The following is a 23,754-nucleotide window of genomic DNA, read 5'->3' on the forward strand; positions in this document are numbered from 1 at the left end:
CTCACGGGGCGTGAACATGAGCGTCGGGAATCTGAGGATTACCTACGAAGTGGATGCGAGCGATGTGATCGTTCGGGTGTCTGAACAATGGGATCGGTTTGCCCTGGACAATGCCGCGCCGGATGTCACCGCCGAGGCTGTCCTGAAACGTTCCATTTGGGACTTCGTTTGCGACGAATCCACCCGCCACCTCTATGCACATTTCATGGCACGGGCCCGGCAGGGAGACCTGGTTCAAGTGCCCTTCCGATGCGATGGTCCTTCGCTCCGGCGCTTCCTGAATATGTCTCTCAAGGGCCTGGACGGCGGTGGGGTAGAATTCAGGACAGAATTGATTCGCACAGAGCCCCGGCCCGAACAGCCATTACTGAAGCGAATAACCAGCCACGACGACCGGCTGATTCGCATGTGCAGTTGGTGCAAGCGGATAATGTGTGATGAGGCGTGGGTGCCAGTGGAGCAGGCCGTGGTTCGACTCCACCTTTATGATCAAGAAAAACTGCCCGCCATCACCCATGGTATGTGTGACGACTGCTACAAACGGCTGAGCTGGTGAATGATTTGAGGCGGGCTTCGGGCTAGGGACCAGGGAAACGGTAACGGATACCCAAGCCGACGAAGTTGGAGCCGCCCCGCACGCCCGAGTGCAGCCCGAAGACCCCGGAACGGTGATGAACCCGCAGAAACCCGCGCCAGTGTTGCGCCCCGGGGGCCGCGACTTCCACCTCCGCCATCAGATAGGTGAGCAGGCGCGTGGAATCACGGTCTTCCCTGGAGGCGCGGGGCTCGAGCGGCGGGCGCTCGGTGGCATAGGAGAGCCCGTGGCCGCCGGCGATACGCGTGTCCACCCACCGGTCCCAGGGAAAGCGCTGCCAGCGTGCAAGCCACAGGGCGTTGAACTCGTAGTGGCTCTGTTCGCCCCAATGGCGCACCAACTGGCCCTCCACCTCCCAGGCGAATCCGAGCCAGTCTCCCAGAGGGTGGCCGTAGGTCACTGCGGCAAGATGGGCATCAGTGGTCAGTTCGGGCGGGGGCTCGCTGATGATGTCGACCAACCGTTCGGGGGAGTAACGGGCAACGTAGGCACTGACTTGCGGTGCCTCCGCCAGGGCTGTGGACGGGCTCAGGCACGCGGCCAGGACCAATATGGCCAGCCGGCGCGCCATTGGGGGGCAAGGGCGTTGCACGCTGTGTGAGTCCGCTGCAGTACGTTTCCCGTAATATAGAAGACGGGCCGCGGCGCTAGGTCTGCCATAGCCCGATCTGTATAATTGCGCGCCCAGCCTAACCACGCAGTCACTCTGATCGCATGAGCACTCAGGACATCCAGCGCCGCCGCACCTTCGCTATCATCTCGCACCCGGATGCGGGTAAGACCACGCTGACCGAAAAGCTCCTGCTCTTCGGGCGTGCCATTCAGCTCGCCGGGACGGTGAAGGGCCGCAAGGCGGATCGCCATGCCACTTCCGATTGGCTGGAACTGGAGAAACAGCGCGGCATCTCCGTGACCTCCTCGGTCATGCAGTTTCCCCACAAGGACGCCATCGTCAATCTGCTGGACACCCCGGGGCACGCCGACTTTTCCGAGGACACCTACCGCACGCTGACCGCTGTCGACTCTGCGCTGATGGTGATCGACGCGGCCAAGGGCGTCGAGGAGCGCACCATCAAGTTGATGGAGGTCTGCCGGCTGCGCGACACCCCCATCATGACCTTCGTCAACAAGCTGGACCGTGAAGGGCGCGACCCCATGGAACTGCTGGACGAGGTGGAAGAGGTGCTGAAGATCCGCTGCGCGCCGGTGACCTGGCCGCTGGGCATGGGCAAGCAGTTCCGCGGGGTCTACCACCTGCGCAACCAGCGGGTCCACCTTTACAGCGCCACCCACGGCGGGCGTATCCAGGAAGGGGAGGTCATCGACGGGCTGGACAACCCCCGGCTGGACGAGCTGTTTGGGCAGGAGGCGGAACAGTTCCGCGATGAGCTGGAGCTGATCCGGGAGGCGGGCCACGACTTTGATGAAGAGGCTTTCCTGCGTGGAGAGTTGACTCCGGTCTATTTCGGTTCGGCCATCAACAATTTCGGGGTGCAGGAACTGCTGGACGACTTCGTCGAGCATGCGCCGGCGCCGCAGGCGCGCCGGGCGGAGGAGCGCGAGGTAGCGCCCACCGAGGACAAGCTCTCCGGCTTCGTGTTCAAGATCCAGGCGAACATGGACCCGCAACACCATGATCGGGTTGCCTTTATGCGGATCTGCTCCGGTGGCTACCGGCCGGGGATGAAGCTGCGCCATGTCCGCACGGGCAAGGACGTGAAGATCTCCAACGCCATCACCTTCATGGCTTCGGACCGTGAGCAGGCGGAAGAGGCCTGGGCGGGGGACATCATCGGCTTGCACAACCACGGGACCATCCAGATCGGTGATACCTTCACCGAGGGCGAGTCGTTGAAGTTCACGGGGGTGCCGAACTTCGCCCCGGAGCTGTTCCGCCGGGTGGTGCTTGCGGACCCGCTGCGGGCCAAGGCCCTCACCAAGGGACTGGAACAGCTCTGCGAGGAGGGCGCGTCACAGCTTTTCAAGCCGATGCTCGGCAACGACCTGATTGTGGGCGCCGTCGGTGTCCTGCAGTTCGATGTGGTGGCCTATAGGCTGAAGACCGAGTACAAGGTGGAGTGCCGTTTCGAGCCGGTGAACGTCAGCACGGCCCGCTGGGTGACCTGCGATGACGAGAAAAAGCTGGCCCAGTTCAAGGACCGCAACGAGTCCAACCTGGCCGTCGATGGCGCGGGGAGCTTGACCTACCTGGCACCCACCCGCGTTAACCTGCAGTTGGCCGAGGAACGCTGGCCGGAGGTGACCTTCAGTGCGACGCGGGAGCACTGAAGGTACGACCCCGCCCCTAGGACCCGATCAGTCGCTCGAAGATACGGAACCCGGCCAGGTAGGTACCCACCGCCGAACCCAGCGATGCGAACAGGAAGACCAGCAGGGTGCGTGAGACCCGGTTGGTCCACCAGCCCTGCCAGCGGCCGACCGCCTGGCGCAGGCTGCGGAAGTCCCCCACGCGAGGGCGCCGCATGGCCATCTCGATGGCGGCGGCCACGAAACCGGCGCCCACGGTGGGGTTCAGGGAGGTCAGCGGCGCGGCGAAGAAGGCCCCCAGCACGGTCACCGGATGGCCGCCCGCAATGGCCGCACCCACCGCCGATAGCCCGCCGTTGATCAGCACCCAGTCCATCACCAGGCGCATGCCCAACTCCGGGCTGCGCGAGAAGCCGATGGCGAACCCGGAGAGGACCAGCAATACCACCAGCCAGGCAATCCGCTTGGGCCAGGGGCTGGGTGGAGGCATCTGGGACAGATCGGCCTGTTCCGAGGCCGGGTCCGCCGTGGGGTGTTCCAGGGCGTCGGCCAGCCCTTTAAGGTGCCCGGCACCGATCACCACCAGCACATTGTGGTGCGCCTTGTCCGCGGTCTCCTGGAGCAGCCGACACGCCATGTAGCGATCCCGCTCGGCGATCAGCGGCTGGTAGAGTCGGGTCGAGCTCTGGGCAAACTCGGCGAAGGTGGACTCCAGGATATCCCCCTGTTTCAGGCGTTCGATATCCTCTTCCGTGACCTTCTCCCGCGAGAACAGCCCCGCGAACAGGCCGGAGATCAGGGTAAAGCGCTGCCACCAGGGGATATTGCGGTAAAGCCGCTTCATGGTCACGCCGATGTCCCGGTCGACCAGCATCAACGGGGCGCCAGCGGCCTTCGCCTCGGCTGCAGCGGTTTTCATCTCGGCCCCCGGCTCAATGCCGAACTGCTCCGCCAGGCGCTGCTGATAAGCGCCGAGGGCCAGGCTGGCCGCCACCATCCCGCCGCGCCCGTCGCGCAGTACCTTGAACAGGTCCATCTGCTCGAGTGCCTGAGGATTGGTCAGACTGAGGTAGCGGCTGTCGCACAGCTCCACGGCGACGGCATCGAACTCGCCGCTGCGGATCAGGGCCTTGACTTCCTCGGCACTGGCACGGGAGACGTGGGCGGTGCCGAGCAGAGTGAATGTGGTCCCACCGACGGTAACGGTGCGTCTGGGGCCTTGTGTGCTCATCAATGCTCCGGATTTAGGCGCGGAGGCGGGATTATCCCCCATGTGGCAGGTCAACCCAAGTCCTCCGGCCCGCCATGGGTTAAGATGGAGGTATGACGCTGATCAACCCGGCATCCCGGCGGCCCCGGAGGTAGGCGGATGTTCCGTCTGGACAGATTCTGGCGCGGTAGCCGCCCCGGAGAGCCTCTCAACACCCTGCACTGGCACGAGGCCATGGCCCAGTGCTGGCCATTGCCGGGTCTTAGCGCCGACGAGCGCCCGGCGCTGGAGGCGCTTGCCCGCCAGTTCCTTGCATCCCGGCAATGGGAAGGCGTGGGTGGGCTGGAGCCGGACGAAGCCCTGCGCCTGGCCGTAGCAGCACAGGCCTGCCTCCCGGTGCTCGGCCTGGGACTGGACTGGTACGACGACTGGGTGACGGTGCTCCTTTACCCCTCGGGGTTTGTGGCCCGGCACGTCTGGGAGGACGAGTTCGGGGTGGTCCACGAGGAGGAGGGCCCGTTGGTCGGTGAGGCCTGGGAACGCGGCCCGCTGGTGCTTTCGGCCGAGGATGTGCAAACCCCCGAGCCGGGGTTCAGCGTGGTCATTCACGAGTGTGCGCACAAGCTCGATATGCGTAACGGTGATGCCAACGGCCAGCCACCCCTGCACGCGGACATGGATGCAGGGGCATGGGCCGAAGCCTTCAGCGAGGCCTGGGGCCGGTTCACCGAGGGGGTAGAGGCGCAGGCCGATTGGTTGCCCTTCGACGCGTACGCCGCGGAAAACCCCGGTGAATTCTTCGCGGTGGCCAGTGAGGCCTTCTTTACCGACCCGGCGCCGTTGAACGAGACCTTTCCCGCCGTGTATGCGCAGATGCGCGAGTTCTACCGGCAGGACCCGTTAGCCCGACTCCGACGGGCGGGTTTGTTGCCCTGAAAGGCAAAGGGCCCGGCGGGGCTTGCCCCCGCCGGGCCCTTTGGGCCGCTAACAGGTAGCTTCAAGCCGTGGGACGGCCGATGCCTTTGCTCTCCATCGCGCGACCAATCTCATCCAGGCTGGTCGGATCATCAATGGTGGAGGGCACTGCCACCTCGTCCTCCTTGGCCAGTTGCCGGATGGTCTTGCGGAGGATCTTCCCGGAGCGGGTCTTGGGTAGCTTCTGCACCACGGCCACCTGCTTCAGGCAGGCAATGGCGCCAATCTCGTTGCGGATAAGCTGGACCAGGTCCTTCTCCAGGGTTTCCTCGTCCACCTCGACGCCGTCCTTGAGCACCACAAAGCCCACCGGAAGTTCGCCCTTCATTTCGTCGTGGATGCCCACAACGGCACACTCGGCGATGGCGGAGTGGCTGCCGATCACCTCTTCCATCTCGCCGGTGGACAGGCGGTGGCCGGCCACGTTGATGACGTCGTCCACCCGGCCCATGATGAAGACGTAGCCCTCGTCATCGATATAGCCGCCGTCCGAGGTGTCGTAATAACCCGGGAACCGCTCCAGGTAGGAGCGCCGGAACCGCTCGTCGTCGCCCCATAGGGTGGGCAGGCAGCCGGGAGGCAGGGGCAGTTTGACGACCAGATTGCCCTGTTCGCCGGCGGGCAACGGCTTGCCGCTGTCGTCCAGCACCATCACGTTGTAGCCCGGGGTGGGCACGGAGGCCGAGCCGGATTTGACCGGCTTTTGTTCGATGCCGGTTGGATTGGCCACGATGGGCCAGCCGGTTTCGGTCTGCCACCAGTGGTCGATCACCGGTACGTCCAGGATCTGGGTGAGCCACTCGTAAGTGGGCGGGTCCAGGCGCTCACCGGCCACGAACAGCTTCTCCAGGCAGCTGATGTCGTAGTTGGCCATCAGCTTGGCCTCCGGGTCCTCCTTCTTTACCGCGCGGAAGGCGGTGGGGGCCGTGAAGAAGGTTTTCACCTTGTATTCGGAAATGACCCGCCAGAATGCCCCCGCATCCGGAGTCCGGACCGGTTTGCCCTCGTAGACGATGGTGGTGCAACCGCGAATCAGCGGTGCATACACAATGTAGGAGTGGCCGACTACCCAGCCCACGTCCGAAGCCGTCCAGAAGACCTCCCCGGGATGGAGGTCGTAAACCGCACCCATGCTGAAGTTCAGTGCGGCGGCGTAGCCACCGGTGTCGCGAATGACGCCCTTGGGCTTGCCGGTGGTGCCGGACGTGTACAGCACATAGAGCGGGTCGGTGGCATCCACCGGGACAGGCTCCGCCGGACTCACCTGCGCACACAGTGCGTCCCAGTCGTGGTCGCGGCCCGGCTTCAGTTCCGCCTGCTCCTGCTCGCGCTGCACGACCAGCACCTTCTCCGGGGGGTGGGCAGAGCGCTTAAGCGCCTCGTCCACCAGCGGCATGTAGGGGATGACGCGGGTGAATTCGACGCCGCAGCTGGCGGTGATGATGGCCTTGGGCTTGGCATCGTCGATGCGGATGGCCAACTCATTGGGGGAGAACCCACCGAAGACGACGGAGTGAACCGCACCCAGCCGGGCACAGGCCAGCATCGCCTCCAGCGCCTGCGGCACCATGGGCATGTAGATGACCACGCGGTCGCCCTTTTCCACGCCCAGTTCCCGCAGGGCGCCGGCGGCCTTCGCCACCCGGTCACGCAGTTCGTTGTACGTGAACTGCTGCTTGGTCTCGGTCACCGGGGAATCGTAAATGACGGCGGTCTGGTCACCGCGACCATTTTCGCAGTGGTAGTCGAGGGCGAGGTGAGTGATGTTGAGCTTGCCGCCCTTGAACCAGCGGTAAAAGCCCTTCTCGTCCTGGCTGAGAATCTCTTGCGGCGGCTCGAACCAGTCGAGCTTCTCCGCCTCGCGCCGCCAGAAGGTTTCTGGCGCTTCTATGGATTCACGATGGATATCGCGGTAGCCCATGGTGCTCCTCCCGAGTCTTATAGTCGGTTTTAACGTCCCGTTAGTTACGGAGTCCGGACGGCATCTGTTATTGATTCCGCTTGCCTGCCCGATACTCCGGCTAGCTTAACCACAGCCTTGGTGGCTGGCAAAGTGTTTTCGAAAAACAGACACTTATGCGTAAGCCGCCGTCAATAATGCGAAGGCTTAATGGATATCGGCTGTTAATAACGCCGCACAATGAATGGCGTCCAACCTGCCCCTCAGTTCTGTGCACCCTGCAAGTTTAGGCGATCCGCCTCGCGAGGCGAGAGCGGAGTAAGGGCAACCCTTAGGGTCGACCGGACCAACCTGCTATGATGTTGCCCTGTTCAAAATCACACCGGTCGCGGAGGAGCGCAGTTTTTGGACAAAACAACGCTTTTAGGGTTGGTGGCCGGGATTGCCATCATCTTCTCGGCCATCGCTATGGGCTCTGCGCCCGGCGAATTCCTTTATGCGCCGGCACTGCTGATTGTCTTCGGTGGCACCTTGGCCTCGACGATGATCAAGTTCCCCTTCAATCACGTGATGAACTCCTTCCGCGTGGCTGGGCGGGCGTTCACCCGCTCAGAGGAAGACCCCAAGACACTCATCCTGCAGGTGAAGGACCTGGCCAAGACGGCAAGGATGAAGGGACTGCTCGCATTGGAGGACGCAGACGTCGGGAACCCCTTCTTCAGAAAGGGGCTGCAACTGTGCGCCGACGGGGTGGACCCCGAACTGATGCACAAGGTGCTCAAGGAAGACCTGGAACTGTCGGTGGAGCGGCACGAGGTCGGCCAGCGGATATTCCGGGCCATCGGTGAGTCAGCCCCGGCGTTCGGGATGATCGGCACCCTCGTGGGCCTGGTGCAGATGCTCGCCCATCTGGATGACCCGGCAGCCATCGGCCCAGGCATGGCAACCGCGCTGCTCACGACGCTTTACGGCGCCATGTTCGCCCAGCTTGTGGCGCTGCCCATAGCGGACAAGCTGGAACTGCGGGCGCAGAACGAACGGGCGAACAAGATGCTGATCCTGGAAGGCATCAACTGCATCCGCCAGGGGTTCAATGCGCGGATGATCGAGGATCTCCTCAGCGCCTACCTGCCGACCAAGGCCCGTGGCGAGCTGGCCGAGATGGAAGAGGCCCGCGCCAGCGAGCAGCAGAGCCAGGAAAGCGCCTGAACCCATGGCTGCGAAGAAACGCTGCCCGCCGCCCTGGATCACCACCTTCGCCGATCTGATGGCCCTGTTGGTGGTGTTCTTCGTCATGCTCTTCGCCTTTTCCTCGCTGGATGCCGAGAAGTACCGGCTTGCTGCCGAGTCCATCCGGGCGGCGTTCGGGCCCCAGCTCACCGAGGGCGAACGCAGCCCGAGCCCCAGTCCCATCGATTTCGACGGGGGCTCGCCGGTGGACCCGAGCGTGCTTGAAGACATGATGGATGCGATTCCGGACCCCATGGACCAGATCACCCAGGACCTGCAGGAGCAGTTGGAGCAGGAGCTCGGCGAGGGATTGCTGGAGGTGGAGCGGCAGGATGAGAGCGTGCTGATCCGCTTTCCGGAAAAGGCGGCCTTTCCCTCCGGTAGTGCCGATGTGAACGAGTCTTTTCTGCCTATCTTGGACACTGTGGCGGGCGTTCTTGCGGGGCAGGGCGGTACGATCCGGGTTTCGGGGCACACCGATGACGTACCGATCGACACGGAAAGATTCCGTTCCAACTGGGAGCTCTCAACGGCCCGTGCCACCGAGGTTGTGCACCTGTTGATGGATGCCGCACCCATCAACTCGGAACGGTTCATCGCCCAGGGGCACGCCGACACGCGGCCGCTGGTGCCAAATACCACCGGCGACAACCGGGCCCGTAACCGGCGGGTCGATGTGTTCATTACCGGGCTGGAGGAGTTCGTGCGCGCCCCGGATGAGCCGGTGCCCGCACCGGAGGCGCTGGATGCCCCGGAGCCACCGCTACAGGTCAACTGACCGGACGCGGGGGCCTGTCGGCGGCCACCCTGGACCACGGGTGATCGTTGTCAGGCCGCCTCTGGACGCGCCGGCACTTCCGCTATGACGCTATCAAGCAGCGTGAGTTGTGCCGACGGGTCGGCCGCCCGCATCAGTGGCCTGATATGTTCGGGGCAGACCAGCCAACTCCGCTGTAGATACCACTTGATGTGCTTGCGGGCGATACGCGTGCCCATCCAATCCCCGTAGAACTGGTGAATCGCCTGCAAGTGGCTGCGCAATGTCTGTTCCCGCGTGGCCAGTACCGGAGGTGCGGCATGCTGGCCGGTCTCGAGGTACTGGTGAATGGCGTTGAACAGCCAGGGTTGCCCTTGGGCCCCCCGGCCGACCATGATCGCGTCCGCTCCCGTTTCACGCAGCACTGTCGCGGCCCCCTGCGGGGTCTCGATATCCCCATTGGCGACCACCGGGATGTCCACCGCGCGGCAAACGGCCTCGATGGTCCGGAATTCGGCTTCGCCACGGTAGGCCTGGTCACGCGTCCTGCCATGCACCGCAAGGGCTGCGATCCCGGCGTCCTCGGCCATGCGGGCAATGGTAAGCGCGTTCCGGCGGGTCGCGGTAGGACCCGTCCTGCACTTCAAGGTGACCGGGACCTCCACCGCGGCCACGACAGTCTCCAGGATCTCCCGCACCAGGGCTTCATCCGCCATCAGTGCCGAGCCGGCCATCCGGTTACAGACCTTCTTTGCCGGACACCCCATGTTGATATCAATGATCTGAGCGCCGCGGCTGACGTTATAGCGTGCGGCCTCGGCCAGCGCGGTGGGGTCCGCCCCGGCGATCTGTACCACGCGGGGGCTCTCGTCGCTGTCCAGTGTGCTGCGCCACTGGCTCTTGCGGGTGTTCCTGAGGGTGGGGTCCGACGCCACCATCTCCGAAGCAGCGAGCGCCGCCCCCCAGCGCCTGCAGAGCCGACGGAACGGCAGGTCAGTGATTCCGGCCATGGGGGCAAGCAGCACCCGGCCATTGAGTTTCCACGGGCCGATTTTCATGTTCAACTTGGTCAGGGATTTTGATCGCGAGGATACCGCGGGGCCGGTGACTGCACCAGTCCGGCGGTAAGTTACCGCGCCGGCTGGGGAAAGCCGGATAATCCACAGAACCTGTGGATAACTGTGTGGACAACAGGGGGAAACGCCGCTGTAACCGGCATTGCTATGCGCTCTCTGCGGTTCTGTTTACTCAGCAACCAATTACTAAAACGCAATTAAAAACAAACATATAGGCGATTTTTCGAAGGGGTTTGTAAAGATACGGCAAGAAATGTCTGACCCTTGGAGAGTGACTGCCGGCTTGTGCATAAGCCCTCGTTGTCAACCCCCTCATGCCCTTGACTTTGAACCAAGGAGACGCTCATGCGCTCAGCTTTCCTGGACCGGAACTCGCTGGACAAAAGCGACCTGGACCTGACCGCGCTGGATAGTGCCTTGCCGGGCCTGCGTCACTACGAACGCACGTCTGCCGACGAGGTGGGCGACCGCGTCGCCGACCTGAATGCGGTGGTCGTCAACAAGGTAGTCCTCGACGAAAAGGCATTGGCGGCCGCCCCCGACCTGCGGTTGATCCTGGTTGCTGCCACGGGCACCAACAACATCGATCTGCAGGCGGCGCGGGCCCGAGGCATCACCGTCTGTAATTGTCGCGGGTATGGCACCGATGCGGTTGCACAGCATGCGATAGGCTTGATGCTGGCCCTGAGCACCCGGCTGGTGGATTACCATAACGCGGTGCAGGCGGGCGACTGGGGCCGCAGCGACCAGTTCTGCCTGTTGGACTACCCGATATCGGAGCTGTCCGGGCGCACACTGGGCCTGGTCGGTTACGGTGAACTGGGCCGGCGGGTCGCTGATCTGGCCCGTGCCTTTGGCATGACGGTCAAGGTGGCCGCCCGGCCCGGAACGGCAACACCGTCGCCCGACCGGATTCCGCTAACGGATCTGCTCCCCGAGGTGGACGTTCTGTCGTTGCATTGTCCGCTGACGGAAGCCACGCGGGACCTTATCGGCACCGAGGAACTCCGGCAGATGCCGAGCCACTCGCTACTGATCAATTGTGCGCGGGGTGGCATAGTCAACGAGCCGGCCCTCGCTGACGCGCTCCGCAGCGGGCAGATCGGCGGCGCGGGCGTGGACGTGCTCAGCGAGGAACCCCCGGTTCACGGCAACCCCCTGCTGGCACGGGATATCCCGAACCTGATCGTCACGCCCCATTCGGCCTGGGGGAGTCGCGAAGCCCGCCAACGGATCGTAGCCCAACTGGCGGAGGCGGCGACGGCTTACCTGGACGGCCACCCGGTCCGGGTTGTCGGGGTCGACTGACCGGCCCGCCCCTCGGCCAACAATTCACTGCAGAGCAGGAGACAGCCCGATGACACAAGATCTCAGTCTGGTCACCGGTGGGGGTAGCGGCCTTGGACGGGCGCTGGCGCTGGAGCTGGCTGCCTGTGGCCATCGGGTGATCATCACGGGGCGGCGGAGTACCCCGCTGGAGGAGGTCGCCCAGGAGGCAGAGCCGGGGGCGATCCTCCCTGTGGTGGCGGATATCAGCGATGCCGAGGGGCGTCAGCGGCTGGTCGCGGTGGTGTCCGCACAGGGTGGCCAGCTTCGCCACCTTGTTCACAACGCCGGGGTTATTGAGCCGATCCGGCCCCTGGCGGAGGTCACCCCGGACGATTGGCAGCACAATCAGGCCATCAACGTGGCGGGCCCGCTGTTTCTCACCCAGGCGCTACTGCCTGCGCTGCAGAACGGCGGCCGGGTGCTGCACATATCCTCGGGGGCAGCGCACAGCCCCATTCCCGGGTGGGGTGCCTATTGCGCCGCGAAGGCCGCGCTGCACATGCTCTACCAATGCCTGGATGAGGAACTGCGGGATCGTGGCGTGCGGGTGGGCAGTCTGCGCCCGGGCGTGGTGGATACACCCATGCAGGCCCGTATCCGCGAGAGTTCCCGGCAGGATTTCCCGCTGGTGGAACGTTTCCGCGCCATGCACCGGGACGGCGCGTTGAGGCCGGCGGTAGAGGTGGCACGCTTCGCCCGCTGGGTGCTCCAGGACACGGACGATGACCGCTACGCGGCCACCGAATGGAACATCTCCGATGAAGCGCATACCGAGGCGTGGAAGACCGCGCAGCAGCGTTAAGCGCATGGTGCGACTGCAGGGTCCGTTCCGCGCTGCCGGGGGATTGATGCTCGCCGCGGCCGTGGTGGTGGGTTGTGCCGAGCAGGGCCAGGACGCCGAACGCTGGTACACCGACGAGCAAGTCGTCCGGGGTGAGGCGCTCTTTCAGCAGTACTGCGCCCAGTGCCACGGGGTTGGGGGCGAGGGCGCTGAAGACTGGCGCCAGCGGGACGCCCAGGGCCGCACCGGTCCACCACCATTGAACGGCACCGGGCATGCGTGGCACCACGCCCGCGCGGAATTGCGCCACTTCATCCTCTACGGACTGGGGCCGGGGATGCCGCCCTGGCGGGCCGTGCTCGATGAGGAGGAGGCGGATGCCATTATCGCTTACTTTCAGGACTGGTGGCCGGAGGACATTTACCAGGCCTGGCTCGCGTATGATGCTCGCTTCCGGGAACGCGGCGTGAACCTGGGTGACGAACCCATCCAAGATGCGCATGGGACGCTACCGGAACCTGGTTCATCGGCTGCGGATGACGAACACGGACACGGGGACGATTGATGGACAGACTGCTGGCCATGGAGGCCTTTGTGGCCGTGGTGGAGGCAGGCAGCTTCGTGGCGGCGAGCGAGCGCCTGGGGCGGGCAACCAGCACCACCTCCCGCCAGATCTCGGAGTTGGAGGCGCACCTGCAGGCGCGCTTGTTCCAGCGCACTACGCGGCGACTGACCCTGACCGAGCCGGGTCAGATCTTCTACCGGCACAGCAAGGATTTGCTGGGCCGCCTGGAGGAGGCCGAAGCGGAGGTGAGTGCGGAGGGCGGAGAGCCTGGCGGCCAGTTACGGGTCTCCGCCCCGGCCTCGTTCGGCACCCTCTACCTGGCGGAGCTGATTTCCCCGTTCCATGGCCGCTACCCGCGGGTGGCGCTCGCCCTGTCATTGGATGACCGCCAGGTGGATTTGATGGGCGAGGGCCATGACCTGGCTATCCGTATCAGTCGTTCCTTGCCGGAGCACCTGGTAGCACGCAAGCTGGCCCCGGTCAGCATCGTGACCTGTGCCGCACCAGCGTACCTGGAGCGGGCGGGGGCCCCGCGAAGTCCGGAGGAGCTCAGCGAGCACAGCTGCCTGCTGTACACCCAGGCAGACCCCTACCGGACCTGGACCTATCACCGGGACGGCGAGAGCATCCCGGTGCGCGTGGACGGCTATTTGACGGCCAACAACGGCGATGTACTGAGATCGGCAGCCCTGGCCGGCGACGGCATTGCGCAGCTACCGGCCTTCCTCGTCCGGGACGACCTCCGCGCCGGTCGACTCACGCCGCTTCTGGAGGATTACCACCTGCCGCCTCTGGGCGTTTACGCCGTGTATCCGTCAAAGCGCTACCTGCCCGCCAAGGTGCGGGTGTTCGTCGACTTCCTGGCTGAGGCCTGGTCCGGCACCCCGGTGTGGGAGAACTGGAGGTCGGGCGCGACCTAAATGAATTTCGATGCAATCAGTAACCGGAGCGACCCGCATGTGGGACGAACGCTACGACAATCAGGCGTATTTTTACGGTACTGAACCCAATGACTTTCTGGCCGCTCAGGCCTGGCGGATCCCGGCAGGGGGCCGGGTGCTCTGCCTGGCCGAGGGGGAGGGGCGTAATGCCGTCTGGCTCGCCGGTCAGGGGTTCCGGGTGACCGCGGTGGACGCCTCAGAGGTTGGCCTGGGCAAGGGGCGGCGCCTTGCGGAGATGCGGGGTGTGGAGGTCGAATGGGTCCTGGCGGACCTGGCTGAGTACCGGATCGACCCTCAGACCTGGGACGGCGTCGTCGGCATCTTTGCCCACCTGCCGCCTGCCTTGCGGGCGCGGGCGCATGCCGCTGCCGCCGCCGGATTGCGGCCCGGCGGTGTGGTGATCATTGAGGCCTACACGCCAAAGCAGCTTGGTTACGGTACGGGGGGGCCGCCGGATAAGGCCATGATGATGGATCTGGCCACCCTGCGGGATGAGTTCTCCGGCCTGACCCCGGAGGTGGCCCGGGAGTGCGAGCGGGAGGTGCTGGAAGGGGTCGGGCACACCGGACTGGCCCACGTGGTGCAGTGGGTCGCCCGGCGCTAACCCGCATGCGGCCGCTCAGCCCTGGCCCTCCGTGCCGGCAGCCTCTTGGTCGTACTCATCGATCTCGCCCACCGGGTACTCCCAGCCACCGCCCAGGGCCTTGAAGAGCGTGGCGGTGGCGTTCAACTGGTCACGCACCGCCTCGGCCAGGGCCAGTTCCGCATTCAGCAGCGTGCGCTGGGCATCCAGTACCTCGATGAAGCCGATGAAGCCCTCCTGATACCGCAGTTCCGCCAGGTGGAGGGTGCGTTCCACCGCCTCCACCTGCTCGCGGATGGCCTGGGCCCGCTGACCGCTGGTGCGGTAGAGGCTGAGGGCGTCGCGGACTTCGTTGAAGGCGGTGGTCACCGTGGCCAGGTAGCGGGTGCGCGACTGCTCCGCCAGGGCCTCCGCAGTCTCCACGCCCGCGCGCCCGCGGCCGAAGTCGAGCAGCGGGCCGGCGACCGAGGCACCGATGCCCCAGGTCTCGGCGGCCCCGGTGAACAGATCACTGGTATCGGTGGCGGTGGTGCCGAGTAGCGCAGTCAGATTCAGTCGCGGCAGGCGGTCTGCCTGGGCGACCCCGATCGCGGCATTGGCGGCCATCAGTTCCGCCTCGGCCGCCCGCACGTCCGGCCGCCGCTCCAGCAGTTCCGAGGGTAGCAGCGAGGGCACGTCCTCCGGCAGCTGGATGGCCTTGAGTGGTGTGTATTCACCCAGGTCCATGTCATCTATGGCCATCAATTCTGAGGGGCTCATGCCCACCAACACGCCTAGCACCCCCTCCAGGGTATTCACCTGTTCCTGGCGCATGGGGATCTCCGCCCGGGTGGTCTGGAGTTCCGCCTCGGCCTGGCGCAGGGTCAGCTCGTCGGTCTCGCCGGCCTCGTACCGGGTGCGCTCCAGCTCTAAGGTCTCCTGCCGGGAGGCCAGGGTGTTCTCCGTGATGGCCAACTGTTGCTGCGCTGCCCGCAGGTCGAAGTAGGTGGTGACCACGTCGGCAATGATGTTCAACCGGACGGCGTCCTGACTGAAGATGTTCTCCAGCAGGAAGGCCTCGGCGGCCTCACGCTCCCGCGCCAGGCGGCCGAACAGATCAAGCTCGTACCCCAACAGTCCACTGACCGAGAACAGGTTGTCGGTCCGGCTCTGCGATTCAACACCGGGAAACTCCGGTTGCATGGTGGCGGGGCTGCGCTCCCGCGCCGCCTCGGCCTGCAGGTCCACCGTGGGCAATTGCTCCGCGCGGGCCAGGCCCAGACGGGCGCGGGCTTCTTCGAGTCGGGCCGCTTGCAGGCGGATATCCAGGTTATCCGCCACCGCCCGCTCCACCAGCTGGTTCAGCGTGGGGTCGTCGAACTGCTCCCACCAGTTGATCCAGGCCTCCCGTTCCTCATCGGCCAACAGGCTGCTCTCCGGCCACGCCTGCGGCAGGTCCATCTCCGGGGCCTGGTAGTCGGGTCCCACGGCGCAGCCGGCCAGTACCAGTGCAGTGGCTACAGTGGTTATCGCCTTACGCATGGTCCCCGGCCTCCTTGTCGTCGGATTGCGCCGCTTTTTCCTGCGCACGCCGGTCCCGGCGCTCGGTGCGCCAGGTGGCCACGTCATCGAGCATCTTGTAAAAGAGCGGCACGAAGAGCAGGGCGAGCGTGCTCGCTGCGAGCATGCCGCCCACCACGACAGTGCCGATCTCCTGCCGGCTGGCCGCCCCGGCCCCGGTAGCGAACACAAGCGGCAGGGTGCCGATGATAAAGGTCAGCGCGGTCATCATGATGGCGCGGAAGCGCTGCCGGGCCGCCTCCATGGCGGCTTGGGTAGAGGTCATGCCACTGGCCCGGTTCTGCGCCGCGAACTCCACGATCAGGATGGCATTCTTGGCTGCGAGCCCGATCAGCACCAGCAGACCGACCTGGAAGTAGATGTCGTTGGGGAATCCGCGCAGCAGGGCGAATGCGGCAGCCCCCAGCACCCCGAAGGGCACCGCGCTGGCCACGGCCAGCGGCAACGTCCAGCGCTCATACTGCGCAGCCAGAATCAGGAACACCATCAGCAGCCCCATGGCGAAGGCGGTACCACCGGCGCCGGCTGCCACCTCCAGCTGGTAGGCCTCGCCGATCCAGCCGAGCAGTGTGTCTGCCTGCTCCTCCTCCTGAATCTCCGCCACCACGGCTTCCAGTGCTGCCTTGGCCTCGCCGGTGGTGTAGCCGGGCGCGGGATCGGCCAGCAGACGGGCCGCCGGGTAGATATTGAAGCGGTTGATGATGTCCGCCCCGGATTCGCGCTGCAGGGTGACCAGGGAACTGACTGGCAGCAACTCCCCGCCTTCCGAACGCACAAAGACGTGCCGCAGGTCTTCCGGGTGGGTACGGAAATCGTCCTCGGACTGGAGGTTGACCTGCCAAAGCCGCCCGGCCAGCGTGAAGTCATTCACGTAGAGTGAGCCGAAGGTGGCCTGCATGGTGTTGAACACCTCGTCCACGCGAACGCCCGCTGCCTTGGCCTTCTCGCGGTCCACCTCCGCGCGGTAGCGGGGGATGCCGGTATCGAGGGTGGTCTGCGCATCCACCAACTCCGGGCGTTCGTTGGCCCGCTCAACCACCTTATTGGCGAGGGCCTCCAACTCGGCCGGGCTCATGTCCTCGCGCGTCTGCAGGAAGCCCTCGACGCCGCCGGTCAGCGAGAGCCCCTGGATGGGGGGCGGGACGAACGAGAAGACGTTGGCCTCCTGCAACCCGAAGCCCATGCCCGAAATCTGCTCGCTCATGGCGCCGGCATGCTGCGCTGGCGCCGGGCGTTCCGCCCAGTCGGTGAAGTTTACGAAACCCACGGCTGCGTTGGTCCGCAACGACCCCGCGATGATGTCGAAGCCGGCGAAGGCCGTAAACTCCTGTATCTCGTCCAGTTGCTGGAGCTGGGCTGCAAGGGTATCCCGGACCTCCTCGGTACGCCCCAGCGCCGAGGTCGGCGGGAGCTGCGCCACGACCAGTGCAAAGCCCTGGTCCTCCTGCGGGACCAGACCGTCGGGCATCCGATCCAGCAGGAACACGGCGCCGCCCACAGCGACGGCGAAGAGGGATACGCCGACCGTGCGGTTTCGGACCAGGAACCCCACCGCACCGACGAAGGCGCGGGTGACATAGTCAAAGCCGCGGTTGAAGATGCGGAAGGGCAGCCACGGCTCTTTGGGCTGCTTGTCGAGAAGCAGGGCGCACATGGCCGGCGTGAGGGTGAGTGCCACCACACCGGAAACGACCACCGAGAAGGCGATGGTGACCGCAAACTGGCGATACAACTCGCCACTCAGTCCCCCAAGGAAGGTAACCGGGGCAAACACCGCGACCAGCACCAGCGTCGATGCCACCACCGCGCCCGCCACCTGCTGCATGGTTTCGATAGAGGCCTGCTTGGCCTTCAAGCCCTTCTCGTGCATCAGCCGCTCGACGTTCTCCATCACGATGATGGCGTTGTCCACGACGATGCCGATGGCCAGCACCAGCCCGAATAGCGTCAGGAGGTTGACCGAGAACCCCATCGCCTGCATGCCGGCGAAGGTCCCGATCAGGGAGACCGGGATGGCCGCGACGGGGATCAGGGTTGCCCTCAGGTGCTGCAGGAAAACGAAGGTGACCAACACCACCAGCCCGACGGCGATAAAGAGCGTGGTGTAGACCTCCTGGATGGACACCTCGACGAACTCGGTGGTGTCGTAGGGGATGGTGTACTCGATGCCCTCCGGGAAGCGCTCCGACGTGTCGGCCAGCGCCGCGCGCACCTGTTCGGCGGTTTCCAGGGCGTTGGCACCCGGTGCCTGATAGACCCCGATGGGTACGGTGGGCTCGCCGTTGTAGGTGGCGGAGAAGGCGTAGTTCTGGGCACCCAGTTCCGCCCGCGCCACGTCCCCGAGGCGCAGGGTTGCGCCCGACTCGTCGGAGCGCAAGATGATGTCCTCGAACTCCTCAATGGTCTCCAGCTGCCCGCGGGTAGTCACGGCCAGGGTGAAGGCCTGGCCATCGGGCGCCGGCTCGGCCCCCATCTGGCCGGCCGCAAACTGGGCATTCTGCTCGCGGATCGCCGCAGCCACGTCGGCCGGGGTCATGTCGTACTGTGCCAGGGCGTCCGGCCGCAGCCAGATACGCATGGAGTAGTCCTGCTGGCCGAATAGGGACGCCTCGCCAACTCCGGGAAGGCGTTCCAGCTCGTCGATGATGTTCAGCAGGGCATAGTTACTGAGCTCTAGCGTGTCGTGGCTACCGTCTGGCGAGTTGAGCGTGCTCACCAGCAAGATGTTGGTGGACCGGGCCTCGACCCGGACGCCCTGGTCACGGACCGCCTGGGGCAGGCGGGGCAGGGCGGCTTGCACTCGGTTATTGACGTTGATCTCCGCCTGGTCTGGATCGGTCCCCATCTCAAAGGAGACAGAGATCTGCAGAGTGCCAGCGTCAGTGCTGGTGGACTCCATGTAGATCATGTCGTCCACGCCATTGATTTCCTGTTCCAGCGGTGCCGCTACCGCCTCGGCAAGCACATCCGAACTGGCCCCCGGGTAGGAGGCCTGAACCACGATCTCCGGCGGCACCACGTCCGGGTATTGTTCAACGGGCAGCGCGCGCAGAGCGGCCAGCCCGGCGAACACGATGATGATCGAGATAACCGAGGAGAAAATCGGCCGGTCGATGAAGAACCGCAACATGGGGGTTACTCCTCGTCCGCCTGGTCTTCGGCGACGTCGACGGGCATCCCGTCCTGCAAGGCGACATGGCCGTTCACCACTAATCGCTCGCCGACCTCCAGTCCGGACAGGATGATCTGACGCCCATCGACCACCGGGCCGAGTTCCACCGGTCTTACCTGAGCCTTGTCCTCTTCATCAACCACAAAGACCTGCGGCCCCTCCGGGCCCTCGCTGACCACGGTCTCATCCACCACCACGGCATCCTCATACTGCTCCAGGATGAGTTTCACGCGGAGAAACTGGCCGGGGACGATGCGGTGCTCTTTATTGGGAAACACGGCCCGGGCGGTCACCGACCCGGTGCGCGGATCGATGGTGCTGTCGGTGAAATCCACGGTGCCTGATTCCGGATAAGTGCTGCCGTCGGGCATGCGCAACTCTGCTTCGTACTCATGCTCATCACCGGCGGCCAGGCGCGCTTCGCGGGCCGCGCGCTGGACTGCCGCGTCATCTTCGGGCAACGCGAACCGCACATGGATGGGATCGTGCTCAGTGATGCTGGTAAGCAGGGTGCCCCGTTCGATCAGACTCCCTTCCGGCAGCACCTCCAGTCCCGTTGCGCCGGCCAGTGGGGCTTCCACCTCGGTGTAGCGCAGGTTCCGCTCGGCATCGCGGACCGCGGCCTGGGCCATCGCCAGCTGCGCCTCGGCGAGTTCAAATTCCGACAGCGCGCGGTCACGCTCCCGCTGACTCACCGCGTCCTGTTCATACAAGGAGGAGATTCGCTGCCATTCCCGGTTCGCCTGGTTATACGCCGCCTGGGCATTGGCCTGTTCCGCCTCTGCCTGGCGAAGTGCGATTTCGTAGGGCTCCTCGTCGATGCGGAAGAGGGCGTTGCCCTTATCGACCACCTGACCCTCAACATAGAGCCGCTCCTCGAGAATCCCGTCCACACGGGCGCGCACCTCGACCTCCCGCGACCCCCTTGCACGGCCGGCGTAGACGCCTTCCACGTCGACGGTGTCGGTCTCCACCGGGGCAACCGTAACCGGCGGTGGGGGCATATCATCCGGCTGCTGGCTGTAGGCCGGGACCACCCAGAAGGCCAGCCCGATGAAAAGTGGTGCGAGGGCGCGTTGGATCTTCCGGGGAACAGAGGGTGTGACGGAGGACATGCGCTGGGGTCTCCAGATGGGGTTGGCTCGGTGATTGTTGCCAGCAAAAGACGCCGGGTTGGCGCCGACTCACATACATACAGGAACGTATGTATACTACACAGCCAACCTACACAGTCAATAATTGAACTTTTCCTAGATCGATGCGCAAGACCAAGGCAGAAGCGGAAAGGACCCGCCATCAACTTTTGGATGCCGCGGAGGCTGTATTCCTTGATCGTGGGGTGGCCAATACCAGCCTCGCGGCGATCGCGGAGGCAGCCGGGATGACGCGGGGGGCCATCTATTGGCACTTTCGTGACAAGACCGATCTGTACAACCAGATGGTCCGGCGGGTGAAGCTTCCCTTGGAAGCGATGCGTGCGGCCTATGACGGGGAACTGGACGGGGATCCTGTGGCCGTGCTGGAAGAGCTGTGCCTGGCGGCGATCCGCCATCTGCTCAATGACGACCACGCCCGGAGGGTGTACACGATCGTCTTGCACCGGCGAGAACGGCGACCGGGTGAACCGAGGGAGCCCGCCGAGCAGCAGAATCGAGAAGAAGCAGAAGCCGTTTTTCTGAGCTGCTTTCAATCTGCCGAACAGCAGGGCCGCTTGCAGCCGGGTTTAACGCCGGAGCGAGCCCTGGATGCCCTGATCGCGTTCATGACCGGGCTTTTGTATCTCTGGCTGCAGGACCCGGACCGTCTGGACATGCAGCGCGAGGCAGAGTGTCTCGTTCGTGTTTGTCTGCGAGGGCTGGTGAAACCGAGCACTGGCAACGAGTAGGCGCGGCGGTTGCGGAATCTGTGGTGATGAACGGGGGAGCACATGCACCTGTATGTGTTCCTGCGGCCATCAGTCCACATAGTCTGTATTTAACATAATATACATTATGCGCAGTCTATGGCGATGGGCCTGAGGCCCCTGGACCCGACCCGGCGCTGAAGCCGGCACCCGGCGAGCGGCCCCAGGCGGCTTCAAGGAACCAGCACCGCCGCGCCCTGCAGCCGGCCTTGACGAAGGTCATCCAACGCCTGGTTGGCCTCCCGTAACGGGTATTCAACGGTTTCGGTGCGCACGGGTACCGCCGGCGCCAGCCGCATGAAGGCCTCGCCGTCGGCACGGGTCAGGTTGGCGACGGAACAGACACTGCGCTCACCCCAGAGCCAGGCATAGGGAAACGTGGGGATATCGGACATGTGAATCCCGCCGCAGACGACCCGGCCGCCCTTGCGGACGGCTCTGAGTGCCTGAGGGACCAACGCCCCGACAGGCGCAAAGATGATGGCAGCATCCAGGGGCTCCGGTGGCAGCGTGTCGGAGGGGCCGGACCAGTGAGCGCCCAGTGAGCGGGCGAAAGCCTGAGCGGTCTCATCACCGGGACGGGTGAAGGCGTACAACCTCCGCCCCTCGTGCCGGGCCACCTGGGCGACTATGTGGGCAGCAGCCCCAAAGCCATAGATGCCCAGTCGCTGCGCATGGGGGCCAGCCATGTGCAGGGAGCGGTGGCCGATCAGTCCGGCACAGAGCAACGGCGCGGCGGCCGCATCGCCGTAAGATTCAGGGATGGGAAAACAGAACCTTTCATCGGCGAGCGCATACTCGGCGTAGCCCCCCTGCAACTGGTAGCCGGTGAAGCGGGCCTGATCACACAGGTTTTCCTGGCCAGCCCGACAATAGTGACACGACCCGCAGGTATAGCCGAGCCAGGGCACGCCCACCCGGTCACCGGCGTGGTAACGATCGCAGCCACTGCCGACTGCATCCACCACCCCGACGATTTCATGGCCGGGCACGATCGGCAGTTGCGGGTCCGGCAGGTCGCCGTCGACGACGTGGAGATCGGTCCGGCACACGGCGCAGGCGCGTACCCGGAGACGGACCTGGCCAGGACCCGGTTCGGGCACCGGCCAGTACCGGGCCACCAGGGGCTCTCCCGTTTCCTCCAGTGCCATCACGAGCATCTCTTTGCGCCCTTTTACTGCCATGAGTGCTCCCCTGAGGTCGCTATATCGATGGGTCCCTTTGATTATGGTCAGACGGGCCTCATCCCGGCTACCCTGTGACAATGAATCACTCCGGGTTAGCCCGGCGCGCAGGATGTGGTCGGAGGGCTTTATGTGGTGGCAGGCGGAGTTTCCACAGGACGAGGACATTGCATACCTTAATCATGCCGGGGTCAGTCCTTGGCCGGCGTGCAGCAGGGAGGCCGTTACGCGGTTCGCCGAGGAGAATGTCAGCCGTGGTGCCACCGATTACCCCCGGTGGTTGGAGGCGGAGCAGCGGCTCAAGGCCCGCCTGGCAGAGCTGATCAATGCGCCCTCCCCTGATTCTATCGCCCTGGTGAAGAACACCTCCGAGGGCCTGTCCGTCGTGGCCTGGGGATTGGACTGGCAGCCCGGCGATGAGGTGGTCATTAACGGGCACGAGTTTCCTTCCAACCGGATTGTCTGGGAGTCGTTGGAACGTCTGGGGGTCCGCGTGCGGGATGTCTCCTGGTCGGTCGGGGACCCGGACCCGGAGTCGCGCCTGATTGAGGCCATGGGCGAGAACACGCGCCTGCTGGCGGTGAGTACCGTCCAGTACGGCACCGGTGAGCGGATGGATGTGGCGCGGCTGATTCAGGCTTGCCGTGCGCGCGGCGTCTTCTGTTGCGTTGATGGCATTCAGAGCCTGGGCGCCCTGCCCTTCGATGTGGCCGAGTTGCAACCGGACTTCCTGGTCGCGGACGGCCACAAGTGGCTACTGGGGCCAGAGGGGCTCGGCTTCCTCTACGTTCGCCGCGAATTGATCGATACCATGCGGCTATACCAGTTCGGTTGGCACATGGTGGAGCACGCCGGGGACTACGACCGGAAGGATTGGGCAGCAGCGAGCACCGCTCGGAGGTTCGAGTGTGGCAGCCCGAATATGCTGGGGGTGCAGGCCCTGTCCGCGAGTGTTGGGCTGCTGCTTGAGGTGGGCCTGGAGACGGTGGCAGAGAATGTTCTGGACAACAGCCGCCACCTGATGGACTGGGTGGGCGGTCAACCGGCGTTGGAACTGATCACCCCGGCCGCGCCGGACCGGCACGCGGGGATCGTCACCTTTCGGGCACCCGGTGCAGACCCTCGCGCCTTGTGGAAGGCGTTGTTGGCCGAGGGCGTTGTGGCTGCAAGCCGGTGTGGCGGGGTGCGGTTCTCACCGCATTTCTATACGGACCCGATCCGGCTGGAGTATGCCTGCAAACAGGTGCTGGCCGCCCTGCCCCACTGCCGGGCGTAACGCCCGGGGAGCCCGGTGCCGGCCGCAGGGCGGGCCGGCTTTACATGGTTTTACATGGTGTGGGTTGGGCGCTCGGACTCCAGGGAGCCGGCCAGGTGTTCCTCGATCTTGCGTCGGGCCGCGCCGTTGTCCTTGTCCGAGAACTGCACGCCGACCCCGGCCGTGCGGTTCCCCTGCGCCCCCTTCGGCGTGATCCAGGCGATGCGGCCCACCACCGGGATCTTCTCGGACTCTTCCATGAGCGACAGCAGCATGAAGACCTCGTCACCCAATTGGTAGCTTTTGCTATTGGGCACGAACAGTCCGCCGTTCTTTAAAAACGGCATGTAAGCAGCGTAAAGCGCGGATTTGTCCTTGATGGACAAGGAGAGGATGCCGTGCCGGCCCCGGGACCTGCGTGTGGTTTCAGCCATGTATTGCGCCCTCCTGATGGCAATTCAGTTTCACAT

At 64.9% G+C, this 23,754-nt stretch carries 21 protein-coding genes; 12 read left to right on the forward strand and 9 right to left on the reverse strand.

Features of this window, described 5'->3' with window-relative positions; translation table 11 throughout:
* Positions 1 to 16: 16 nt before the first annotated feature.
* Positions 17 to 556, forward strand: a complete 540-nt coding sequence (locus DFR31_RS01210; protein ID WP_121440840.1) for a hypothetical protein — start codon at positions 17 to 19, stop codon at positions 554 to 556.
* A gap of 22 nt (positions 557 to 578) precedes the next feature.
* Here DFR31_RS01210 and DFR31_RS01215 read toward each other — a convergent pair whose 3' ends face one another.
* The gene (locus DFR31_RS01215) at positions 579 to 1,187 is read right to left on the reverse strand and encodes a hypothetical protein (protein WP_147436917.1); all 609 of its coding nucleotides are present in this window, start codon (positions 1,185 to 1,187) and stop codon (positions 579 to 581) included.
* Positions 1,188 to 1,309: 122 nt separating this feature from the next.
* On the opposite strand from DFR31_RS01215, the gene DFR31_RS01220 reads away from it, so the two are divergent.
* Positions 1,310 to 2,884, forward strand: a complete 1,575-nt coding sequence (locus DFR31_RS01220; protein ID WP_121440842.1) for a peptide chain release factor 3 — start codon at positions 1,310 to 1,312, stop codon at positions 2,882 to 2,884.
* A 16-nt stretch (positions 2,885 to 2,900) separates the two neighbouring features.
* Here DFR31_RS01220 and DFR31_RS01225 read toward each other — a convergent pair whose 3' ends face one another.
* Positions 2,901 to 4,094: a TraB/GumN family protein gene (locus tag DFR31_RS01225; RefSeq protein WP_121440843.1), complete on the reverse strand. Its 1,194-nt coding sequence runs from the start codon at positions 4,092 to 4,094 to the stop codon at positions 2,901 to 2,903.
* A gap of 138 nt (positions 4,095 to 4,232) precedes the next feature.
* Between DFR31_RS01225 and DFR31_RS01230 the strand changes: the two genes are divergently transcribed.
* Positions 4,233 to 5,009 carry a M90 family metallopeptidase gene (locus DFR31_RS01230; protein ID WP_121440844.1) on the forward strand — a complete coding sequence of 259 codons (777 nt, stop codon included), beginning with the start codon at positions 4,233 to 4,235 and terminating at the stop codon, positions 5,007 to 5,009.
* Between the two features lie 61 nt (positions 5,010 to 5,070).
* Here DFR31_RS01230 and DFR31_RS01235 read toward each other — a convergent pair whose 3' ends face one another.
* Positions 5,071 to 6,969, reverse strand: a complete 1,899-nt coding sequence (locus DFR31_RS01235; protein WP_121440845.1) for a propionyl-CoA synthetase — start codon at positions 6,967 to 6,969, stop codon at positions 5,071 to 5,073.
* A 384-nt stretch (positions 6,970 to 7,353) separates the two neighbouring features.
* Between DFR31_RS01235 and DFR31_RS01240 the strand changes: the two genes are divergently transcribed.
* Both DFR31_RS01240 and DFR31_RS01245 read left to right on the forward strand, forming a co-directional pair.
* The gene (locus DFR31_RS01240) at positions 7,354 to 8,157 is read left to right on the forward strand and encodes a motility protein A (RefSeq protein ID WP_121440846.1); all 804 of its coding nucleotides are present in this window, start codon (positions 7,354 to 7,356) and stop codon (positions 8,155 to 8,157) included.
* A 4-nt stretch (positions 8,158 to 8,161) separates the two neighbouring features.
* The gene (locus tag DFR31_RS01245; protein WP_121440847.1) at positions 8,162 to 8,956 is read left to right on the forward strand and encodes an OmpA family protein; all 795 of its coding nucleotides are present in this window, start codon (positions 8,162 to 8,164) and stop codon (positions 8,954 to 8,956) included.
* A 50-nt stretch (positions 8,957 to 9,006) separates the two neighbouring features.
* Here DFR31_RS01245 and dusB read toward each other — a convergent pair whose 3' ends face one another.
* Positions 9,007 to 9,993 carry a tRNA dihydrouridine synthase DusB gene (gene dusB, locus DFR31_RS01250; RefSeq protein ID WP_121440848.1) on the reverse strand — a complete coding sequence of 329 codons (987 nt, stop codon included), beginning with the start codon at positions 9,991 to 9,993 and terminating at the stop codon, positions 9,007 to 9,009.
* Between the two features lie 363 nt (positions 9,994 to 10,356).
* On the opposite strand from dusB, the gene DFR31_RS01255 reads away from it, so the two are divergent.
* Genes DFR31_RS01255 through DFR31_RS01275 form a run of 5 tightly spaced genes read left to right on the forward strand, consistent with a single transcriptional unit; the run spans position 10,357 to position 14,231 of the window.
* The gene (locus DFR31_RS01255) at positions 10,357 to 11,319 is read left to right on the forward strand and encodes a 2-hydroxyacid dehydrogenase (protein ID WP_121440849.1); all 963 of its coding nucleotides are present in this window, start codon (positions 10,357 to 10,359) and stop codon (positions 11,317 to 11,319) included.
* Positions 11,320 to 11,368: 49 nt separating this feature from the next.
* The gene (locus DFR31_RS01260; protein ID WP_121440850.1) at positions 11,369 to 12,142 is read left to right on the forward strand and encodes an SDR family NAD(P)-dependent oxidoreductase; all 774 of its coding nucleotides are present in this window, start codon (positions 11,369 to 11,371) and stop codon (positions 12,140 to 12,142) included.
* Between the two features lie 4 nt (positions 12,143 to 12,146).
* The gene (locus DFR31_RS01265) at positions 12,147 to 12,686 is read left to right on the forward strand and encodes a c-type cytochrome (protein WP_121440851.1); all 540 of its coding nucleotides are present in this window, start codon (positions 12,147 to 12,149) and stop codon (positions 12,684 to 12,686) included.
* Entirely contained in the window at positions 12,686 to 13,606 is a 921-nt protein-coding gene (locus DFR31_RS01270; RefSeq protein ID WP_121440852.1) for a LysR family transcriptional regulator, read from the forward strand. The genes DFR31_RS01265 and DFR31_RS01270 overlap by 1 nt, the downstream gene beginning before the upstream one ends.
* 37 nt (positions 13,607 to 13,643) lie before the next feature.
* Positions 13,644 to 14,231 carry a class I SAM-dependent methyltransferase gene (locus tag DFR31_RS01275; protein ID WP_121440853.1) on the forward strand — a complete coding sequence of 196 codons (588 nt, stop codon included), beginning with the start codon at positions 13,644 to 13,646 and terminating at the stop codon, positions 14,229 to 14,231.
* A gap of 15 nt (positions 14,232 to 14,246) precedes the next feature.
* On the opposite strand, the gene DFR31_RS01280 is transcribed toward DFR31_RS01275, so the two are convergent.
* Genes DFR31_RS01280 through DFR31_RS01290 form a run of 3 tightly spaced genes read right to left on the reverse strand, consistent with a single transcriptional unit; the run spans position 14,247 to position 20,057 of the window.
* Positions 14,247 to 15,731: an efflux transporter outer membrane subunit gene (locus DFR31_RS01280; protein ID WP_121440854.1), complete on the reverse strand. Its 1,485-nt coding sequence runs from the start codon at positions 15,729 to 15,731 to the stop codon at positions 14,247 to 14,249.
* On the reverse strand, positions 15,724 to 18,900 hold the full coding sequence (locus DFR31_RS01285; protein WP_121440855.1) for an efflux RND transporter permease subunit: 3,177 nt from the start codon (positions 18,898 to 18,900) through the stop codon (positions 15,724 to 15,726). The genes DFR31_RS01280 and DFR31_RS01285 overlap by 8 nt, the downstream gene beginning before the upstream one ends.
* A gap of 5 nt (positions 18,901 to 18,905) precedes the next feature.
* Positions 18,906 to 20,057, reverse strand: a complete 1,152-nt coding sequence (locus DFR31_RS01290; protein ID WP_121440856.1) for an efflux RND transporter periplasmic adaptor subunit — start codon at positions 20,055 to 20,057, stop codon at positions 18,906 to 18,908.
* 143 nt (positions 20,058 to 20,200) lie between these two features.
* Between DFR31_RS01290 and DFR31_RS01295 the strand changes: the two genes are divergently transcribed.
* Positions 20,201 to 20,827: a TetR family transcriptional regulator gene (locus DFR31_RS01295; RefSeq protein WP_121440857.1), complete on the forward strand. Its 627-nt coding sequence runs from the start codon at positions 20,201 to 20,203 to the stop codon at positions 20,825 to 20,827.
* Between the two features lie 191 nt (positions 20,828 to 21,018).
* Here DFR31_RS01295 and DFR31_RS01300 read toward each other — a convergent pair whose 3' ends face one another.
* Complete coding sequence (locus DFR31_RS01300) at positions 21,019 to 22,029, reverse strand: zinc-dependent alcohol dehydrogenase family protein (protein WP_245971056.1); 1,011 nt, start codon at positions 22,027 to 22,029, stop codon at positions 21,019 to 21,021.
* Between the two features lie 130 nt (positions 22,030 to 22,159).
* Between DFR31_RS01300 and DFR31_RS01305 the strand changes: the two genes are divergently transcribed.
* Positions 22,160 to 23,305 carry an aminotransferase class V-fold PLP-dependent enzyme gene (locus tag DFR31_RS01305; protein WP_121440858.1) on the forward strand — a complete coding sequence of 382 codons (1,146 nt, stop codon included), beginning with the start codon at positions 22,160 to 22,162 and terminating at the stop codon, positions 23,303 to 23,305.
* A gap of 50 nt (positions 23,306 to 23,355) precedes the next feature.
* Here the strand turns inward: DFR31_RS01305 and DFR31_RS01310 are convergent, their stop codons facing one another.
* Positions 23,356 to 23,718 carry a PilZ domain-containing protein gene (locus DFR31_RS01310; protein ID WP_121440859.1) on the reverse strand — a complete coding sequence of 121 codons (363 nt, stop codon included), beginning with the start codon at positions 23,716 to 23,718 and terminating at the stop codon, positions 23,356 to 23,358.
* Positions 23,719 to 23,754: the final 36 nt, after the last annotated feature.

Source organism: Alkalispirillum mobile (genome assembly GCF_003664325.1).
Lineage (GTDB): Bacteria > Pseudomonadota > Gammaproteobacteria > Nitrococcales > Halorhodospiraceae > Alkalilimnicola > Alkalilimnicola mobilis.

Excerpts from the sequence above, each read along its gene's own strand:
- DFR31_RS01270 (WP_121440852.1), top strand. The coding sequence starts at position 12,686 with ATGGACAGACTGCTGGCCATGGAGGCCTTTGTGGCCGTGGTGGAGGCA.
- DFR31_RS01285 (WP_121440855.1), bottom strand. The coding sequence starts at position 18,900 with ATGTTGCGGTTCTTCATCGACCGGCCGATTTTCTCCTCGGTTATCTCG.
- DFR31_RS01210 (WP_121440840.1), top strand. The coding sequence starts at position 17 with ATGAGCGTCGGGAATCTGAGGATTACCTACGAAGTGGATGCGAGCGAT.
- DFR31_RS01260 (WP_121440850.1), top strand. The coding sequence starts at position 11,369 with ATGACACAAGATCTCAGTCTGGTCACCGGTGGGGGTAGCGGCCTTGGA.
- DFR31_RS01295 (WP_121440857.1), top strand. The coding sequence starts at position 20,201 with ATGCGCAAGACCAAGGCAGAAGCGGAAAGGACCCGCCATCAACTTTTG.
- DFR31_RS01245 (WP_121440847.1), top strand. The coding sequence starts at position 8,162 with ATGGCTGCGAAGAAACGCTGCCCGCCGCCCTGGATCACCACCTTCGCC.
- DFR31_RS01300 (WP_245971056.1), bottom strand. The coding sequence starts at position 22,029 with ATGGCAGTAAAAGGGCGCAAAGAGATGCTCGTGATGGCACTGGAGGAA.
- dusB (WP_121440848.1), bottom strand. The coding sequence starts at position 9,993 with ATGAAAATCGGCCCGTGGAAACTCAATGGCCGGGTGCTGCTTGCCCCC.
- DFR31_RS01305 (WP_121440858.1), top strand. The coding sequence starts at position 22,160 with ATGTGGTGGCAGGCGGAGTTTCCACAGGACGAGGACATTGCATACCTT.
- DFR31_RS01310 (WP_121440859.1), bottom strand. The coding sequence starts at position 23,718 with ATGGCTGAAACCACACGCAGGTCCCGGGGCCGGCACGGCATCCTCTCC.
- DFR31_RS01235 (WP_121440845.1), bottom strand. The coding sequence starts at position 6,969 with ATGGGCTACCGCGATATCCATCGTGAATCCATAGAAGCGCCAGAAACC.
- DFR31_RS01265 (WP_121440851.1), top strand. The coding sequence starts at position 12,147 with ATGGTGCGACTGCAGGGTCCGTTCCGCGCTGCCGGGGGATTGATGCTC.
- DFR31_RS01230 (WP_121440844.1), top strand. The coding sequence starts at position 4,233 with ATGTTCCGTCTGGACAGATTCTGGCGCGGTAGCCGCCCCGGAGAGCCT.
- DFR31_RS01225 (WP_121440843.1), bottom strand. The coding sequence starts at position 4,094 with ATGAGCACACAAGGCCCCAGACGCACCGTTACCGTCGGTGGGACCACA.
- DFR31_RS01280 (WP_121440854.1), bottom strand. The coding sequence starts at position 15,731 with ATGCGTAAGGCGATAACCACTGTAGCCACTGCACTGGTACTGGCCGGC.
- DFR31_RS01275 (WP_121440853.1), top strand. The coding sequence starts at position 13,644 with ATGTGGGACGAACGCTACGACAATCAGGCGTATTTTTACGGTACTGAA.
- DFR31_RS01255 (WP_121440849.1), top strand. The coding sequence starts at position 10,357 with ATGCGCTCAGCTTTCCTGGACCGGAACTCGCTGGACAAAAGCGACCTG.
- DFR31_RS01220 (WP_121440842.1), top strand. The coding sequence starts at position 1,310 with ATGAGCACTCAGGACATCCAGCGCCGCCGCACCTTCGCTATCATCTCG.
- DFR31_RS01290 (WP_121440856.1), bottom strand. The coding sequence starts at position 20,057 with ATGTCCTCCGTCACACCCTCTGTTCCCCGGAAGATCCAACGCGCCCTC.